The organism is Streptomyces sp. SID13031, from assembly GCF_010548305.1.
Taxonomy (GTDB): Bacteria; Actinomycetota; Actinomycetes; order Propionibacteriales; family Kribbellaceae; genus Kribbella.
This window is the reverse complement of record NZ_JAAGLV010000002.1, coordinates 578913-594808: the sequence shown is the minus strand read 5'-3', so window position 1 is coordinate 594808 and position 15896 is coordinate 578913. Positions and strand designations below refer to the sequence as shown.

The window sequence follows — 15896 nt, the reverse complement described above, 5'->3', positions numbered from 1 at the left end:
ATGATCTTCTGCCGCTCGAAAGAAACCTTCGTCACTCATCAGGTGGACGAGGCCGGCGGGTCAGGTGCTATAAAGGCCCGGACAGATGAGCAGGCGCTATCAGGAAGGGGACCGTCCAATGCGACTCGCTGGTTCCCTCAAGCCGCTCACTCTGCTTCCCCCCGGCTAGGGCCCTCATCGCAGCCCATCGACCAGTTCCTGGTCGGTGGGCTTCTGCGCGTCCCCGATCGCCCGGCCACTCCGCGAAGGAGCATTCATGACCGAGAAATTCCGCGTCACCTACGCCACCTTGACCGCCGACAACGAAGACCTGCACGCCGCCTACGACAAGGGTCTCGACGAGGCCCGTAGCTGGCTCGGTACCACCCTTACCCCGATCGTCGACGGCATCGCCCGGCCCGGCGGAGAAGCTTTCGAGGTGACGAGTCCGGGCGACCCGTCGCTGCTGCTCTGCACCGTCAAGAGTGCGGTCGCCGACGACGTGAACGATGCCGTCGCCGCCGCCACAGCCGCCGCGCCCGGCTGGGCCGCAACCCCTTGGAAACAAAGGATCGCGGTACTACGCCGCGCCGCGGACCTGATCAGCGAGCGTTCCAACGAACTGGCCGCGCTGATGAGCCTGGAGGTCGGCAAGAACCGCCTCGAGGCGCTCGGCGACGTCGAGGAGTCCGCTGACCTGATCCGGTACTACTGCCGCCAGGTCGAGGACAACGACGGCTTCATCCGCCCGATGGAGCAGCTCTCCGACCGCGAGCAGACGACGAGCGTGCTGCGTCCGTACGGAGTGTGGGGTGTGATCAGCCCGTTCAACTTCCCGATGGCGCTGGCCGCGGGGCCGGCCGGTGGAGCGCTCGTCGCCGGCAACACGGTGGTGCTCAAGCCCAGCCCGCAGGGGTCGTTCACCGCTGCCAAGCTCGCCGAGTGCCTCGGTGACGCCGGGCTGCCGGCCGGCGTGTTCAACCTGATCCCCGGTGGGGATGCCGTCGGCGGTCTGCTGGTGGCCCACCCGGGCGTCGCCGGGCTGACCTTCACCGGGTCCTACCAGGTGGGTATGTCGATTTACCGCAGCTTCGCCACGTCGTACCCGAAGCCGGTGGTCTGCGAGATGGGCGGTAAGAACCCTGCCGTCGTGTCGGCGCAGGCGGATCTCGACCTCGCGGCGGCCGGGATCGCCCGCTCCGCGTTCGGGTTCTCCGGCCAGAAGTGCTCGGCGTGTTCGCGCGTCTACGTGCAGCGCGAGGTGTTCGAGCCGTTCGTCGCCGCGCTGGCGGAGAAGGCTAAGGCAGCGGTCGTCGGCGACCCGACGGCCCGCGACACCTTCGTCGGCCCGGTCATCGACCCGAACGCCGTCCAGCGGTTCCTGGCCGCGGTCGCGCACTCCCGCGAGCACGGCAAGGTAGTGGCCGGGGGCAACGTCATCGAGGGCAACTACGTCCAGCCCACCGTCGTGACCGGCCTGTCCAAAGACGATCGCCTGCTGCGGGACGAGCTCTTCGTCCCGTTCGTCGCCGTTGTGCCGGTCGACTCACTCGACGAGGCGCTGACCCTCGCCAACGACACCGACCTCGGCCTCACCGCCGGATTCTTCTCGGCCGATGACGGCGAGGTCGACGAGTTCCTCGACCGGATCGAGGCCGGCGTCGTCTACGTGAACCGCGCAGCCGGTGCGACCACCGGCGCCTGGCCCGGCGTCCAGCCCTTCGGCGGCTGGAAGGGCTCCGGCACCTCCGGCAAGGCCGGTGGCGGCCTGTACTACGTCCAGCAGTTCCTCCGCGAACAATCCCGAACGGTGGTAACCCGATGACCACGACCATCCCCTCGACCCAAGCCGACGCCACCCGCGGCGCAACTCAGGGCGTAACAGACGGCACAGCCGGGCCGGACTGGCTGGCCGGGCGCCCGGTCCCCGATGTGCAGACGGCGCTGCCAGGCCCGCTGTCCCGGGCGATCGTCGACCGCGACGTCGCAGTGACCAGCCCCTCGCTCCCCCGGGCCTACCCACTGGTCCCCCAGCGCGGCACGGGCTGCGTCATCGAAGATGCCGACGGCAACCTCTTCCTCGACTTCAACGCCGGTATCGCCGTCAACTCGACCGGCCACTGCCACCCGCGCGTGGTCGAGGCGGTCAAGCAGCAGGCTGAGACGCTGCTGCACTACTCGGCGAGTGACTTCTACCTGCCGATCTACTCGGAGATGTGCTCGGCGCTCGCCGCCACCGCGCCGATGGACGACCCGGTCCGGGTCTTCCTCAGCAACTCCGGCGCCGAAGCCGTCGAGGGTGCTCTCAAGCTCGCCCGATACGCCACCGGCCGTCCGTACGTGATCAGCTTCTTCGGCGCGTTCCACGGCCGCACCTACGGCGCTGTCACCTTGACCGCGTCGAAGGCGAAGTACCACCAGGGCTTCGGCCCGTTGCTGCCGGGCGTGCTGCACGCGCCGTACGCGTTCAACGGACGTGACCCGATCACCGGGGCGCCGGTGCACGACGAGGACGCGACTTTCGACTACCTGGAGAACGTGCTTTTCCGGTACCAGGTGACGCCGACCGAGGTCGCCGCGATCTTCGTCGAGCCGATCCAGGGTGAAGGTGGCTACATCGTCCCGCCGGCCGCCTGGATGGCGCGACTGCGCGAGCTCTGCGACCGGTACGGCATTCTGCTCGTCGCCGACGAGGTCCAGTCGGGCGCCGGGCGGACCGGCAAGATGTGGGCGATCGAGCACCTCGGCGTCCAGCCCGATGTGCTGATCTCCGCCAAGGGTCTCGCCTCCGGCCTCCCCCTCGGCGCCTTCATCGCCAAGGCGAACCTGATGGAGAGCTGGAAGCAGGGCGCCCACGGTTCGACGTACGGCGGAAGCCCGATCCCGTGCGCTGCGGGCCTTGCCACGCTCGCGGTGATCGAGGAGGAGGGGCTGCTCGCCAACGCCGACATCATCGGCCGACAGTTGATGACCGGACTGCGGGAGCTGCAGCAGAAGTTCTCCGACCAGATCGTCGACGTGCGCGGGCTCGGCCTGATGATCGGCGTCGAGTTCCGGACCGCCGCGCAGGCCAACGCCGTTCAGCAGCGGGCGTTCGAGCGTGGGCTGCTGGTGCTCGAGTGTGGCGAGAGCTCGATCCGGATGTCGCCGCCGCTCGTGGTGACGGAGGCTCAGGCGCGGACCGCGCTGGAGCTGTTCGCCGCCGCCCTGGCCGGATGACGCTGCCCGGATGACCGTCTTCTCACGGGCCCCTGGCAACGACCTCCCGGTGGTTGCCAGGGGCACCGGCGCCTTGCTCTTCGACACCGCCGGCCGCCGGTACCTCGATGGCTCGGGCGGTGCGATCGTCGTCGGCATCGGCCATGGGGTCGAAGAGGTCGGTGAGGCCATCGCGCGGCAGTCCAAGCTCGTGGCCTATGCGCATGGGACCGTGTTCAGCTCGGCGGCGCTGACCGACTATGCGGATGCGCTCGCCCCGCTGCTGCCGCTGGACGACGCCCGGATCTATCCGGTCTCGGGCGGCAGCGAAGCGGTCGAGACTGCGTTGAAGATGGCTCGCGCCTACCACCTGGCGCGCGGCGAGGACCGGTCCGTGGTGATCGGCCGCGAGGGCGCCTACCACGGCAACACTCGCGGTGCGCTGGACGTGTCAGGCCGGCCGGGATTGCGAGCGCCCTACCTTCCCTGGCTGGGATCGGCGCGACACACCACGACGCCGTACGAGTACCGCTGTCCATTCCCCGACACCCACCCGGCCGGTTGTGGCACCCGGCACGCCGCCGAGCTGGAGCGGCTGATCGTTGCCGAGGGCCCCGAGAACGTCGCGGCCTTCATCGCCGAGCCGGTGTCGGGTGCGGCACTCGGCGCCTGTGTCCCGCCAGACGACTACTGGCCCGCAATTACGGCCGTCTGCCGCAAGTACGGCGTACTGGTGATCGCGGACGAGGTGATGACCGGCTTCGGGCGCACTGGCCGCTGGTTCGCCTGTGAGCATTGGGATGTGCGGCCCGACATCCTCGTCGCCGCGAAGGGCGCGGCGTCCGGCTACTGGCCGCTCGGATTCGCCGCCTGCAGTGGCGAGGTGCACGAGAAGATCGCCGGCTTCACGCACGGCTTCACCTACTCGCACCACGTCGTCGGCGCGGTCGCAGGACATGCCGTCCTGAAGGTACTGCAGGAGCGCGACCTGATCGCCGCCTCCGAGCGGCAGGGCGCCTTGCTGAAGTCATCCTTGGAAGACGCCCTCGGCGACCACCCCGCGGTGGGCGACATCCGCGGTCTCGGCCTGTTGTGCGCCGTCGAGTTCGTCGCCGATCGGGAGACCCGTACGCCGTACCCGCGAGCCGATCGCGTCGCCGAACGGATCGTTGCCGCTGGTAAGGAGAACGGCGTGTTGCTGTACCACTCCACCGGATGTGCCGACGGGGTGAGCGGCGACCTGATCCTGTTCGGGCCGCCGCTGGTCATCACCGACGCCCAGATCGCGGAGCTTGCCGAGCGCGCGGCGAGCGCAGCAAGTAAGGTGGTGGACGCAGTTGGTTCGTCCTGCTCGCCAGGTAGGACGTCGTAAGAGGGAACCCGGTGTGAATCCGGGACTGCCCCGCAGCGGTGAGTGGGAACGACCGCCGTCATACGCACTGGGCCCGCAAGGGTTTGGGAAGCGACGGCCAGTAGGTGTCTGGCAACAGGCGTGCCCATGAGTCCGAAGACCTGCCACTGCCCACGTGCGCCCAGCGCTCGTGGATGACCTCGGTGACCTCGTGGGAAGGTCTGCGTGCGCATGGCCGCTCTGGGCCTGCGCCTGCTGTCCCCTTCCGCGAGTTGCCTGGTCTTTCGAGACGCGCTCACGAAGGAGAGACGCTTGACCAGCAAGTCCGCAGCCGCGGCAGCACGGGCCACCGTGTACGGCTACCCCCGGCAAGGTCAGAACCGTGAACTGAAGAAGGCCATCGAGGGCTACTGGAAGGGCAGCGTCAGCGCGGACGCCCTCCGGCAGACCGCGAAGGAGCTGCGCGAGGCCAACTGGCTGCAGCTCGTCGCCGACGGCATCGACGAGGTCCCCACCGGTGACTTCTCGTACTACGACCACGTACTCGACACGACCGTCCTGGTCGGCGCGATCCCCGAGCGCCACCGCGCCGCCGTCGAGGCGGACCCGCTGGACGGGTACTTCGCGATGGCGCGCGGCACCCAGGAGGTCGCGCCGCTCGAGATGACGAAGTGGTTCGACACCAACTACCACTACCTGGTCCCCGAGCTCGGCCCGGACACCGTCTTCACGGCCGACTCCGCCAAGCAGGTGACCGAACTGGCGCAAGCCGTTGCCCTCGGCCTCAAAGCCCGCCCGGTCCTCGTCGGCCCGGTCACCTACCTCCTACTGGCCAAGCCCGCTCCGGGTGTCGCCGACACCTTCGAGCCGCTCTCGCTACTCGACAAGCTCCTCCCCGTGTACGCCGAAGTGCTCGCCGACCTGCGTGCGGCAGGAGCCGAGTGGGTGCAGCTGGACGAGCCCGCACTCGTCCAGGACCGCACGCCTGACGAGCTGGACGCCACGGCCCGCGCCTACGCGACGCTCGGTGGACTCACCGATCGCCCAAAGCTGCTCGTCGCCTCGTACTTCGACCGGCTCGGCGAGGCGTTGCCCGTGCTCGCGAAGGCGCCGGTCGAAGGCCTCGCGATCGACTTCACCGGTCCGGCCGCGGCCAACCTCGACGCCCTCGCATCGGTCGCCGGGCTGCGCGACAAGCGCCTGGTCGCGGGCGTCGTCAACGGCCGCAACATCTGGATCAACGACCTCACCAAGTCGCTGGCCACCTTGGCGACGCTGATGGGCCTCGCCGGGCAGGTCGACGTCAGCTCGTCCAGCTCCCTGCTGCACGTCCCACTGGACGTCTCGGCCGAGACCGGGCTCGACCCGGAGGTCCTGCCCTGGTTGGCGTTCGCGCGCCAGAAGACCGCCGAGATCGCCACCCTCACCCGTGGCATCACCGAGGGCACCGAAGCGATCGCGACCGAGCTCGCCGCCAACCGCGCGGCGCTGGAGTCGCGAGCCGCCTCTGCGCTGACGAACCGCCGCGAGGTCCGCGACCGGGTCGCCGCCGTGACCGAGTCGGACAGCCGCCGCTCCATCCCGTACGCCGAACGCAGCGCGGCTCAACGCAAGCGACTCGGGTTGCCGTTGCTTCCGACAACCACCGTGGGGTCGTTCCCGCAGACCAACGAGTTGCGCACGGCAAGGGCCGAGCTGCGCGCCCAGCGGATCGGCGTACCGGAGTACGACGAGCGGATCGAAGCGGAGATCCGGGAGGTGCTCGCGTTCCAGGAGAAGGCCGGGCTGGACGTGCTCGTGCATGGCGAGCCCGAACGCAACGACATGGTCCAGTACTTCGCCGAGCAGCTGGACGGGTATCTAGCGCTGCAGCACGGCTGGGTGCAGTCGTATGGCACCCGGTATGTGCGGCCGCCGGTGCTCGCTGGTGACATCTCGCGGCCGGAGCCGATGACGGTTCGCTGGTGGAAGTACGCGCAGTCGCAGACCGATCGGCCGGTCAAGGGCATGCTGACCGGGCCGGTCACGATGCTCGCCTGGTCATTCGTCCGCGACGACCAGCCGCGCAGTGACACCGCTCGGCAGGTGGCTCTCGCCCTGCGCGACGAGGTGAACGACCTGGAGGCGGCCGGCGCCGCGGTGATCCAGGTGGATGAGCCGGCGCTGCGAGAGACGCTGCCGCTGCGGCGGGCCGATCGAGCGGAGTACCTGACCTGGGGTACCGAGGTCTTCCGGCTGACGACCAGCGGGGTGCGGGCGGACACGCAGATCCACACCCACATGTGTTACGTCGAGTTCGGCGACATCCTCAACGCGTTGGACGAGATGGACGCCGACGTGGCGAGCCTGGAGGCAGCGCGGTCGCACATGCAGGTCGCGCACGAATTGGGCTCGGCCGGCTATCCGCGCGAGGTCGGGCCGGGTGTCTACGACATCCACTCGCCTCGGGTGCCCGGTACGCCGGAGATCGTCTCTCTCCTGCGCAAGGGGCTCGACGCGATCCCGGCCGACCGGCTGTGGGTCAACCCGGACTGCGGGCTGAAGACGCGGGGCTGGCCGGAGGTTCGCGACTCGTTGCAGAACCTCGTCGGCGCGGCGCGCGAGGTACGGGACGGCCTTCCGTCCTGACCACTCATTGACCGACCGGGACCAGTCTTTGTCGGAAGGCTGGTCCCGGTCCTCCTTCCCATCCCACCGTGCCTTGTGCGACTGGGTCGCATAGCATGCTCGGCGTGAGGCTGACACGTGGGGAATGGGTTTCGCTCGGCGGGATGACCGCGTTCATCGCACTACTCCACGTGGCCGGCTGGGGGCTGCTGGCGCTCGTGATCGCGCCACAGCACTACCAGCTCGGATCGGCCGGGGTCTTCGGCGTCGGGCTGGGCGTCACGGCGTACACGCTGGGGATGCGGCACGCGTTCGACGCCGATCACATCGCCGCGATCGACAACACCACCCGTAAGTTGATGGCGGACGGTAAACGCCCGGTCTCGGTCGGCTTCTGGTTCTCGCTCGGCCACTCCAGCGTGGTGTTCGGGCTCTGTTTCCTGCTCGGCATCGGCGTCCGGGCGCTGGCCGGGCAGGTCGCCGACGACTCGTCCAGGCTGCAGCAGCTCACCGGGATCATCGGCACCGCGGTGTCCGGGGTCTTCCTCTACGTCATCGCGATCCTCAACCTGATCATCCTGCTCGCCGTGCTCAAGGTGTTCCGGCGGATGCGGGCGGGCGACTTCGACGAGGCAGCGCTCGAGGAGCAACTGAACAAGCGCGGCCTGATGAACCGGATCCTGGGCGGCGCGACCAAGGCGGTCACCCGGCCGTGGCAGATGTACCCGATCGGGCTGCTCTTCGGACTCGGCTTCGACACCGCAACCGAGGTCAGCCTGCTCGTCCTGGCCGGCGGGGCCGCCGCGTTCAACCTGCCCTGGTACGCCGTACTGACGCTGCCGATCCTGTTCGCGGCCGGGATGAGCCTGCTCGACACGCTCGACGGCTGTTTCATGAACTTCGCCTACGGCTGGGCGTTCTCCAAGCCGGTCCGCAAGGTCTACTACAACCTGACGATCACCGGTCTCTCGGTCGCGGTGGCGTTGCTGATCGGCAGCATCGAGCTCGACTCGATCCTGACCGACAAGCTCGGTATCACCCACGGGCCACTCGCCGCGATCGCCGGCGTCGACCTCAACTACGTCGGCTACGCGATCGTCGCCCTCTTCGTGCTCACCTGGCTGACCGCCTTCGCGATCTGGAAGTACGGCCGGATCGAGGAGAAGTGGACCGCCCGGCTCCAGGCCTGACCGCTCCGATTGCCCGAATGTCGGACAATTCGCGGGTGGGGGTTCAGGCGGCGCAAGCCAGGCTCTAAGCTCGCCTGGTCTGAGCCCCTCGCGACGAAAGGCAGATTTGTGACCGACCCGATCACGCTTGAGAACGAGTACGGCGCGCACAACTACCACCCGCTGCCCGTGACCGTCGCGACGGCGGAGGGTGTCTGGATCACGGACACTTCGGGCGAGCGCTATCTGGACTGCCTGGCCGGCTACTCCGCGCTCAACTTCGGCCACCGGCACCCCGCGCTGATCGCCGCCGCGACCGAGCAGCTCGGCCGCGTCACGCTGACCAGCCGCGCCTTCCACCACGACCAGCTCGGCCCGTTCTGCGCCGAGCTCGCCGCCCTCGCGGGCAAGGACGCGGTACTACCGATGAACTCGGGCGCCGAGGCGGTCGAGACGGCGCTCAAGCTCGCCCGTCGCTGGGGCTACCTGATCAAGGGTGTGCCCGACGGCCAGGCCACCATCATCGTTGCTGATGGCAACTTCCATGGCCGGACCATCAGCATCATCAGCTTCTCCGGCGACGCCGAGGCGCACGACAACTACGGCCCGTACACCCCCGGCTTCCGCTCGGTCCCGTACGGCGACGCGGCCGCGCTGGAGGCCGCGATCGACGAGACCACCGTCGCCGTGCTGCTCGAGCCGGTCCAGGGCGAGGCGGGCGTCGTCGTGCCGCCCGAGGGGTATCTGGCCGCCGTCCGCGAGGCCTGCACCAAGAACCGGGTGCTGATGGTGGCCGACGAGATCCAGTCCGGCCTCGGCCGCGCGGGCGCCACCTTCGCGAGCTCGCGAGCGGGCGTAGTACCGGATGTCTACATCCTCGGGAAGGCGCTCGGCGGCGGCATCATGCCACTGTCGGCCGTCGTCACCGACCGCGCGGTGATGGACGTCATCACGCCCGGTACGCACGGCAGCACCTTCGGCGGGAACCCGCTCGCGGTCGCGATCGGGCGGGGCGTGATCAAGCTGCTCGAGCCGGGTGACCTGCAGGAGCACGCACTGGCGATGGAGCAGGAACTGCGCCACCGGCTGGAGCCGCTGCAGGCTCAGGGGCTGGTGGGTTTGCGGGTGCACGGTCTGTGGGCGGGGCTGGATCTCGATCCCGCGCTCGGCACGGGTCGCGCCCTGTGCGAGAAGCTCGCGGAACACGGCGTACTGGCCAAGGACACCCACGGCTCGACGATCCGGCTGTCACCCCCGCTGGTGATCACCACCGGCGACCTCGACTGGATGACCGAGCGACTGGCCCTGTCGTTGAAGGCGCTCGCGGGCTGAGCTGATGATCCAGGTGCGGCGCGCGACAGCGGATGACGGCGAAGTGATCGGGGTCGTGCATGCAGCCTCCTGGGAGGCTGCCTATGCACCGTTCTTCGACGAATCGTTCTCCGCGGAGCAGATCAAGTCGAGGCTGACCCGCTGGCATGACCGGGTCGCCTCGCCGGAGGGCCTGATCATGCTCGCCACCGTCGACGGGCGCGCGCTGGCCTTCTCCTGGAGCATGCGTTCCTCGGCGGAGCGCGCCGAGATCTACAGCTTCTACGGGCATCCCGACGGCTGGGGCACCGGCGTCGCGGCAGCCCTGATGACCGAGACCCTGCATCAACTGCGCGCCGACGGCTTCACGACGGTCCACCTCTGGACCCTGCGCGACACCCCGCAGTCCCGCCGGTTCTACGCCAAGTCGGGCTTCACCGAGACGGGTGCCACCACCGAACGCGACTTCGGTGATGGCACCCCACTCGCACAGGTCGAGTACGAGCTCGAGCTCGGTCAGCCCAGCGGACAGGCCGCGATCGTCGTCTGATCGGTAACGTTGCCGTCGGCATCGACCACCTACATCAGCTTTCGTTCCAGACGGCTGCCGCCCCGGCATGGTTGGAGATCCGGCGCGACACGTGGAGTGGGATGGCTCAGGACTGGTGGCCGGACTGGCCTCGCCGAGTCCCGATGAGTTTGAAGCCCTGCGTCTGCAGGGGATCGAAGAGGTGCCTTAGCCGCGGACGTCCGCCCTCACTCAATAGATCTGCACTTCGACGAGGATGTCGCCCAGGTCGACCAACAGTCCCGGCTGATCGTGGTCGCGTTGCTCCCAATCCGGTCGCGAGATCGCTGTGAGGGCGCCGGCGCATCGGCCACGGGTCGTCATCAGGTTCACTGCTCGACCAGCTCCCGCGACGAGCTCCACCGTGACGCTCGCCTCGCCGGGGAAGGAGGTGGCCCTGTAGTGAGCCACCGGCCGATACTCCCCGTCGATGCGCAGGACCAGGTCGACCAGCGGCAGGAAGGTCCGGTCGACGCCCGGGAAGTCCGAGAAGGCCGCGTCCGCCTCGAGATCGGCGACGCTGAGCCGCCAGCCGGCCGGATCGTCGACGAGTTCCCGCGTGGAGCCGGCCCCATTGCGCCAGGCGACGGGGTCGAAGTCATCAGGAGTCAGGATCCTGGCCAAAGTCATGGTGGCTAGCCTACAGTGGACGTATGAAGAGTTCTGCAGATGTGCAATCCCCGGCGGTGATCGACAGCTGCAACGTCCGGCTGGTCGATCCGGAGCGGGTGGCGGCCGTCGATGCCAGGATGCCTTCTGAGCAGGATGTCATCGACACGGCCGATGTGTTCGGGCTGCTGGGCGATCCGCGGCGGTTGAAGTTGCTGGTCGCGCTGCTCGACGGGGAGTTGTGTGTCTGCGACCTGGCGGCCGTGACGGGGATGAGTGAGTCGTCCACGTCGCACGCGTTGCGGTTGCTGCGCGCCCATCGGGTGGTTTCGGTACGCCGGGATGGCCGGATGGCCTACTACCGGCTCGACGACGCGCACGTGCGGATGCTCGTCGACCTCGCCGTCGCTCATACCGAGCACACCGACGCGATCCACCCGGAGCGTGGCTGATGGGTGCCGGGCACGGTCACGGTCATGGCGTCAGCGCCGAGGCTGACCGGAAGCTGCTCAGTGGCGCGCTGGCGCTGATCCTGGCGTTCATGGCCGCTGAGGTGGTCGTCGGTTTCGCGGCCGGATCGCTGGCGTTGATCACCGATGCCGCGCACATGCTGACCGACGCCGCCGCGATCGCGCTGGCGTTGATCGCGATCCGGCTCTCCGCCAGGCCGCCGGCGGGTGGTTTCACCTACGGGTTGAAGCGGGTGGAGATCCTCTCGGCACAGGCCAACGGGATCACCCTGCTGCTGCTCGCGGCGTTCTTCGTCTACGAGTCGGTCAACCGGATGATCCACCCGCCCGAGGTCCAGGGCGCGCTGGTCCTGATCACCGGCGTCGTCGGCATCGTGGTCAACCTTTTCGCAACCTGGCTGATCAGCAAGGCGAACCGCACCAGCCTGAACGTCGAGGGCGCGTTCCAGCACATCCTCAACGACCTGTTCGCGTTCGTCGCGACCGCGATCGCCGGTCTGGTCGTGCTGCTCACCGGCTTCGCCCGCGCCGACTCGATCGCCGCGCTGATCGTCGCCGCGCTGATGCTCAAGGCGGGGATCGGCCTCGTCCGCGACTCCGGCCGGATCTTCCTCGAGGCGGCTCCGGCCAGGATCAACCCGGCCACGGTCGGCGCCGAGCTGTGCGCAGTACCGGGGGTGGTCGAGGTGCACGACCTGCACGTCTGGGAGATCACTTCCGGCGAGCCGGCCGCGTCGGCGCACATCCTGGTCAGCGAGGGGCTCGACTGCCACCTGATCCGCAGCCAGATCGAGACGCTGCTGGCCGAGCGGCACCACCTGACCCACTCGACGCTGCAGGTCGACCACGCGTCAGGCGACGTACAGGCTGCTCACTGCAGCGATGCGCACGGCGCTGTGCATCGCCCCGTTGAGATCACAGCCGCTGGAACAGGACCTGACCCGGCCATTCCGAATCACTGACCGGTACGCCGAACGGCTCCGCGCGGGTGAACCCCTGCTTCTCGTAGTACCGGATGAGCGCGCCGTCGCCGCCCCCGAAGCAGTCCACTCGGAGCAGTTCCACGCCGAGCCCCCGCGCGAGCGTGCGCGCGTGCTCCAGCAGGTCGGTGCCGATGCCGGTGCCCTGTAGCACCCGATCCGTCACGAGCAGCCGGATGTACAGCTCGGGCTCGGTGGCCGGCGGAACGTAGGACGTCGCGTCGCCCACCGCGAGCGCACCGACGACCCGCCCGTCGAGCTCGGCGATCCAGAGCCCGTCGCCTGCCACGAAGCCCTCGATCTGGGCTACCCGTCGCGGGTCGGTCGAGTGCGCCTCGGTCCCCCACTGGCCGGTCCGCCCGTTGGCGACCAGCCACTCGGTCGCCTTGTCGAGCAGAACCAGGACCGCCGGAACGTCGTCGAGCCCGCCAGCCCGGATCGCCAGAGAAGATGTCACCTCACCATCCTCTCAGGCCCAGTGCCCTGCGTCCGAAGTTGTTTGAGTGATTGCGGTGGTCAGGTGCGTGCCTCGCGGTGGCGGGGGAGCGGCCTCGATGTTTTTCCATCGTGGCCGTTCCTCCGCTGCCGCGAGGTGCGTGCCTGGGCGCCGCAAGCGCCAAAGAACTTCGGACGCAGGGCACTAGCCCAGTCCTCGGCGGTAGGCATAGGCGACGGCCTGGGCGCGGTCGCGGAGACCGGCTTTGGCGAACAGGTGGTTGATGTGCGTCTTGACCGTGGCCTCGCTGACGACGAGCCGACGGGCGATCTCCGTGTTCGAGAGGCCGGCCGCGATCAGCCGCAGGACCTCGATCTCGCGCGGAGTCAGGCCGTCCGCCTGCTGGGGCGCCGGTACGGTGGTCGTTGCCTCGATCAACCTTCGCTGCACGTCACCGTCGATGATCGACTGGCCGGCGGCCGCGGCCTGCAACGCGCGGCCGATCGACTCCGCGTCGGCATCTTTGGTGAGGAACCCCCGGGCGCCGGCCTTGAGCGCGCCCAGCACCGAATCGTCGTCGCTGTAGGTGGTGAGCACGACGACCTCGGTGCCCGGATGCTCCGCGCGCACCCGCCGCGTGGTCTCGACGCCGTCGCAGCGCGGCATCCGGAGATCCACCAGCAGGACGTCCGGCGCGTACTCCGCGACCAACTCGAGGGCCTCGAGGCCGTCGGAAGCGGCTGCCACGACGTCGATCCCCGGGAGCAACCGCAACAGCGTCACCAGCCCGTCGCGCACCACCGTCTGATCGTCGGCGACCACCACTCGCAGATCGCTCATCCCGGTATCACCAATCGAACGCGCCATCCGTCCTCCGTCGGCCCGACCTCCAGGCTGCCACCGATCAACTCGGCCCGCTCCCGCATCCCGAGCAAACCGTAGCCCCCGCCGACAACGTGAGCCGGCGGCTTGCCGGGGTGATCCTCCACCGTGAGCGCGGTCCTTGCGTCTTCGAACCGGAGTACGACGTCGACCGGTGCTCCCGGCGCGTACTTCCGGGTGTTCGTGAGCGCTTCCTGCAAGGCGCGGTAGAGGGCTGCCATCGCCTCGGACGGCAGATCGCGCGATACTCCGGTGACCTCGAAGGTCGCTTCGGCCCCGCTCTCCAGCCGGTACGCCGTGACCAGGTCGGCCATCGCGCGGGCGTCGGGGACCGAGTCCTCTCGCAGCGTCGCCACGGCTCTGCGCGCCTCGGACAACCCCTCCGCCGCGAGCCCCTGTGCCTTGGTCACCTGTTCGATCGCTTCTTCCGACGCGCCGTCGCGGACGAGCATCAGCCGTGCTCCTTGCAGATTGAGGGACAAGCCGGCCAGCGAATGAGCCAGTACGTCGTGCACGTCCCGCGCGATCCGGGCCCGCTCCGCCAGGGCGGCCGCTCGGCTGTGCTCCTCGATCGCGGCCTGCTTGCGCGCGAGTGAGACCTGGAGCTCGTCGAGCTGCTCCTCGCGAGCCCGGCGGTTGATCGAGGCAAGCAAGATCGCGATCACGCCGACCGCGATCCCGATCGCGGAACTGACCGAACCGGTCACCAGCAGCAGCGGCACGCTGGCACCGAGGATGCCGAGCACCACCACCAGAACCTCGGCCCGTCCCGGTAGGTGATACCGGACGGCTGCCCGGACCGCCCAGAACGGCAACACCGCCAGCACGCTCTCCGGCAGCGCATACCAGAGCACGGACCCCGCCACCACGAACACCAATAGCGCCGCCGTCCGTACCGGCGACTTTTCGCCGTACCGCAGAATCAGCACGTTGCTCGCGACAACCATTGCCGCCAGCAACAAGACGAGGGGGAGCGGCAACCGTTCGGGATCCGCCGCACCGCGCGAGATGATCAGCGTCGCGACCACCAGAATGGTGGGCGCCAACCGCAAGGCTGTGGTCGCCAGGGACGAGCTCCAGAGCATCGCCACCCGGCGCCACGCCTCGGCCCCCCAGCCCCGCTCGGTCATACGATCATCATGCCCGCTCGACGGCGAACGGGATGCGCAGGCGCTGCGCGCGGAGGTAGACGGCGACGTTCTGGGCGGCGATGCTCAGGCCGAAGGTCAGCAGCAGGGCAGCTGTGGTGAGGGAGCCGTTGAGGCCCATCGCCGCGCCGGCGAAGCCAGCGCCTACCCGGATACCGATGGTCAGCAGCCACAGCGTGAGGGTGGTGGCCGTGCCCTTCTGGTGCAGGCCGCCGTCACGGGTCGACAGTTGAGTGCTCGCGCCGCGGGCGAACCCGATCAGGATCAGCACCGCGACGTCGAAGACGAAGAACGCCAGCTCGCCGGCCGATGCGGTGTCGAACTCCCCGCGGGCGGACGCGAGCCCGATGACGACGAGGACCAGCGGCACCACCACCAGCGACCTCTGCGTCACCATCGAGCCCCGCAGTTGCCGGCCCATCACCCGGACCACGACCAACGCTCCGATCACGATACCCAGCAGCAGATTGACCGACATCACACTTCCCTTTCCGAGGAGTTCTGTTACTGAGAACACTCCTCGGAAAGGGCTTCGGGTTCGTCGGCCTCCAGGTGTGACCCGGATGGATCTCCACCTCAACCCGTGGGTGGAGACGCACGCGCGCCGTTAGCTCTTTCTGCTGCGGTAGGCGGCTGAGGCCATTCGGTCGTTGCAGAGTTCGCAGCAGTAGCGGCGGCGGTTGGCCTTGGTGCGGTCGACGTAGACGCAGCGGCAAGGATCGCCGGCGCAGGTTCGCAGCCGGTCGGCGGCGCCGTCCGCGACTGCTCGCGCCAGCGCGTCCGCTGCTGACACCGCCAGCCGTGCGACCGGGTCGGCTCCCCCCGTCGCCGCCAGTCGCGGGCCTGCGACCAGTCGCGGCTGCGCGCCGTATCGGGTGAAGATCTCGTTCAGCACCTCGTACTGCGAATCCTCTTCGGCGAACACCCGGTACAGCTCACCACGCACGCCGCGGACCGGCTCGAGATCCGCGGCGGTCAGTTCCGGGTCCGCGAGCTCGTGGTGCGCGGCCAGCCGGGTGACGAGCGGGATGCTCAGCCGGTCGCGCGGGTTCTCCAGCAGGTCGTACGAGTTGCAGAAGTCCAGCACGAAGCCCAGCCAGGGGTCGGTGGCCGGCACGCTGCTCATTCGCACATCCTCCCCCGTCTTGACCGCTTGGCCGCACGGCTCTACCGTCGTCAGTTGTTAAG

16 protein-coding genes and 1 riboswitch are annotated in these 15896 nt (G+C 68.9%); of the genes, 8 read left to right on the top strand and 8 right to left on the bottom strand.

What is annotated here, in order from left to right:
* Positions 1-256: 256 nt before the first annotated feature.
* Both G3I17_RS06930 and G3I17_RS06925 read left to right on the top strand, forming a co-directional pair.
* Positions 257-1804 carry an aldehyde dehydrogenase family protein gene (locus G3I17_RS06930; RefSeq protein WP_164595024.1) on the top strand — a complete coding sequence of 516 codons (1548 nt, stop codon included), beginning with the start codon at positions 257-259 and terminating at the stop codon, positions 1802-1804.
* A complete protein-coding gene (locus G3I17_RS06925; protein ID WP_164595023.1) occupies positions 1801-3198 on the top strand; it encodes an acetyl ornithine aminotransferase family protein in 1398 nt (465 codons plus the stop codon). The genes G3I17_RS06930 and G3I17_RS06925 overlap by 4 nt, the downstream gene beginning before the upstream one ends.
* Before the next feature lie 22 nt (positions 3199-3220).
* On the opposite strand, the gene G3I17_RS40505 is transcribed toward G3I17_RS06925, so the two are convergent.
* Together G3I17_RS40505 and G3I17_RS40500 are read right to left on the bottom strand one after the other, a co-directional pair.
* The gene (locus G3I17_RS40505; protein ID WP_239062222.1) at positions 3221-3403 is read right to left on the bottom strand and encodes a hypothetical protein; all 183 of its coding nucleotides are present in this window, start codon (positions 3401-3403) and stop codon (positions 3221-3223) included.
* Positions 3404-4204: 801 nt separating this feature from the next.
* The gene (locus tag G3I17_RS40500) at positions 4205-4384 is read right to left on the bottom strand and encodes a hypothetical protein (RefSeq protein ID WP_239062221.1); all 180 of its coding nucleotides are present in this window, start codon (positions 4382-4384) and stop codon (positions 4205-4207) included.
* A gap of 114 nt (positions 4385-4498) precedes the next feature.
* Positions 4499-4712: riboswitch (cobalamin riboswitch) on the top strand.
* A gap of 128 nt (positions 4713-4840) precedes the next feature.
* On the opposite strand from G3I17_RS40500, the gene metE reads away from it, so the two are divergent.
* The 4 genes from metE (at position 4841) to G3I17_RS06900 (ending at position 10165) form a co-directional block, all read left to right on the top strand.
* Positions 4841-7156, top strand: coding sequence for a 5-methyltetrahydropteroyltriglutamate--homocysteine S-methyltransferase (gene metE / locus G3I17_RS06915; protein WP_164595022.1), 2316 nt, complete (start codon positions 4841-4843; stop codon positions 7154-7156).
* A 95-nt stretch (positions 7157-7251) separates the two neighbouring features.
* A complete protein-coding gene (locus tag G3I17_RS06910) occupies positions 7252-8325 on the top strand; it encodes a HoxN/HupN/NixA family nickel/cobalt transporter (RefSeq protein ID WP_203589811.1) in 1074 nt (357 codons plus the stop codon).
* Positions 8326-8433: 108 nt separating this feature from the next.
* Positions 8434-9636, top strand: a complete 1203-nt coding sequence (rocD, locus tag G3I17_RS06905) for an ornithine--oxo-acid transaminase (RefSeq protein WP_343238221.1) — start codon at positions 8434-8436, stop codon at positions 9634-9636.
* Positions 9637-9640: 4 nt separating this feature from the next.
* Positions 9641-10165: a GNAT family N-acetyltransferase gene (locus G3I17_RS06900; RefSeq protein WP_164595021.1), complete on the top strand. Its 525-nt coding sequence runs from the start codon at positions 9641-9643 to the stop codon at positions 10163-10165.
* A gap of 210 nt (positions 10166-10375) precedes the next feature.
* Here the strand turns inward: G3I17_RS06900 and G3I17_RS06895 are convergent, their stop codons facing one another.
* Positions 10376-10813 carry a HutD family protein gene (locus G3I17_RS06895; RefSeq protein WP_203589809.1) on the bottom strand — a complete coding sequence of 146 codons (438 nt, stop codon included), beginning with the start codon at positions 10811-10813 and terminating at the stop codon, positions 10376-10378.
* A gap of 23 nt (positions 10814-10836) precedes the next feature.
* Here G3I17_RS06895 and G3I17_RS06890 point away from each other — a divergent pair, with 23 nt between their 5' ends.
* Positions 10837-11244 (top strand): metalloregulator ArsR/SmtB family transcription factor, encoded by a 408-nt coding sequence (locus tag G3I17_RS06890; protein WP_164595020.1) that lies wholly within the window; start codon positions 10837-10839, stop codon positions 11242-11244.
* Positions 11244-12224: a cation diffusion facilitator family transporter gene (locus tag G3I17_RS06885; RefSeq protein ID WP_164595019.1), complete on the top strand. Its 981-nt coding sequence runs from the start codon at positions 11244-11246 to the stop codon at positions 12222-12224. Before G3I17_RS06890 ends, G3I17_RS06885 begins: the two co-directional genes overlap by 1 nt.
* Here G3I17_RS06885 and G3I17_RS06880 read toward each other — a convergent pair.
* The 5 genes from G3I17_RS06880 to G3I17_RS06860 all read right to left on the bottom strand — a co-directional run bounded on the left by G3I17_RS06880 (position 12178) and on the right by G3I17_RS06860 (position 15834).
* On the bottom strand, positions 12178-12699 hold the full coding sequence (locus G3I17_RS06880; RefSeq protein ID WP_164595018.1) for a GNAT family N-acetyltransferase: 522 nt from the start codon (positions 12697-12699) through the stop codon (positions 12178-12180). The two genes, G3I17_RS06885 and G3I17_RS06880, sit on opposite strands and share 47 nt — an antisense overlap.
* A gap of 183 nt (positions 12700-12882) precedes the next feature.
* Positions 12883-13545 (bottom strand): response regulator transcription factor, encoded by a 663-nt coding sequence (locus G3I17_RS06875; protein ID WP_239062220.1) that lies wholly within the window; start codon positions 13543-13545, stop codon positions 12883-12885.
* Complete coding sequence (locus G3I17_RS06870; RefSeq protein WP_164595017.1) at positions 13515-14690, bottom strand: histidine kinase; 1176 nt, start codon at positions 14688-14690, stop codon at positions 13515-13517. The genes G3I17_RS06875 and G3I17_RS06870 overlap by 31 nt, the downstream gene beginning before the upstream one ends.
* A 7-nt stretch (positions 14691-14697) precedes the next feature.
* Positions 14698-15186, bottom strand: a complete 489-nt coding sequence (locus G3I17_RS06865; RefSeq protein ID WP_164595016.1) for a hypothetical protein — start codon at positions 15184-15186, stop codon at positions 14698-14700.
* Positions 15187-15315: 129 nt separating this feature from the next.
* The gene (locus G3I17_RS06860) at positions 15316-15834 is read right to left on the bottom strand and encodes a CGNR zinc finger domain-containing protein (protein WP_164595015.1); all 519 of its coding nucleotides are present in this window, start codon (positions 15832-15834) and stop codon (positions 15316-15318) included.
* Between the last annotated feature and the right edge of the window lie 62 nt (positions 15835-15896).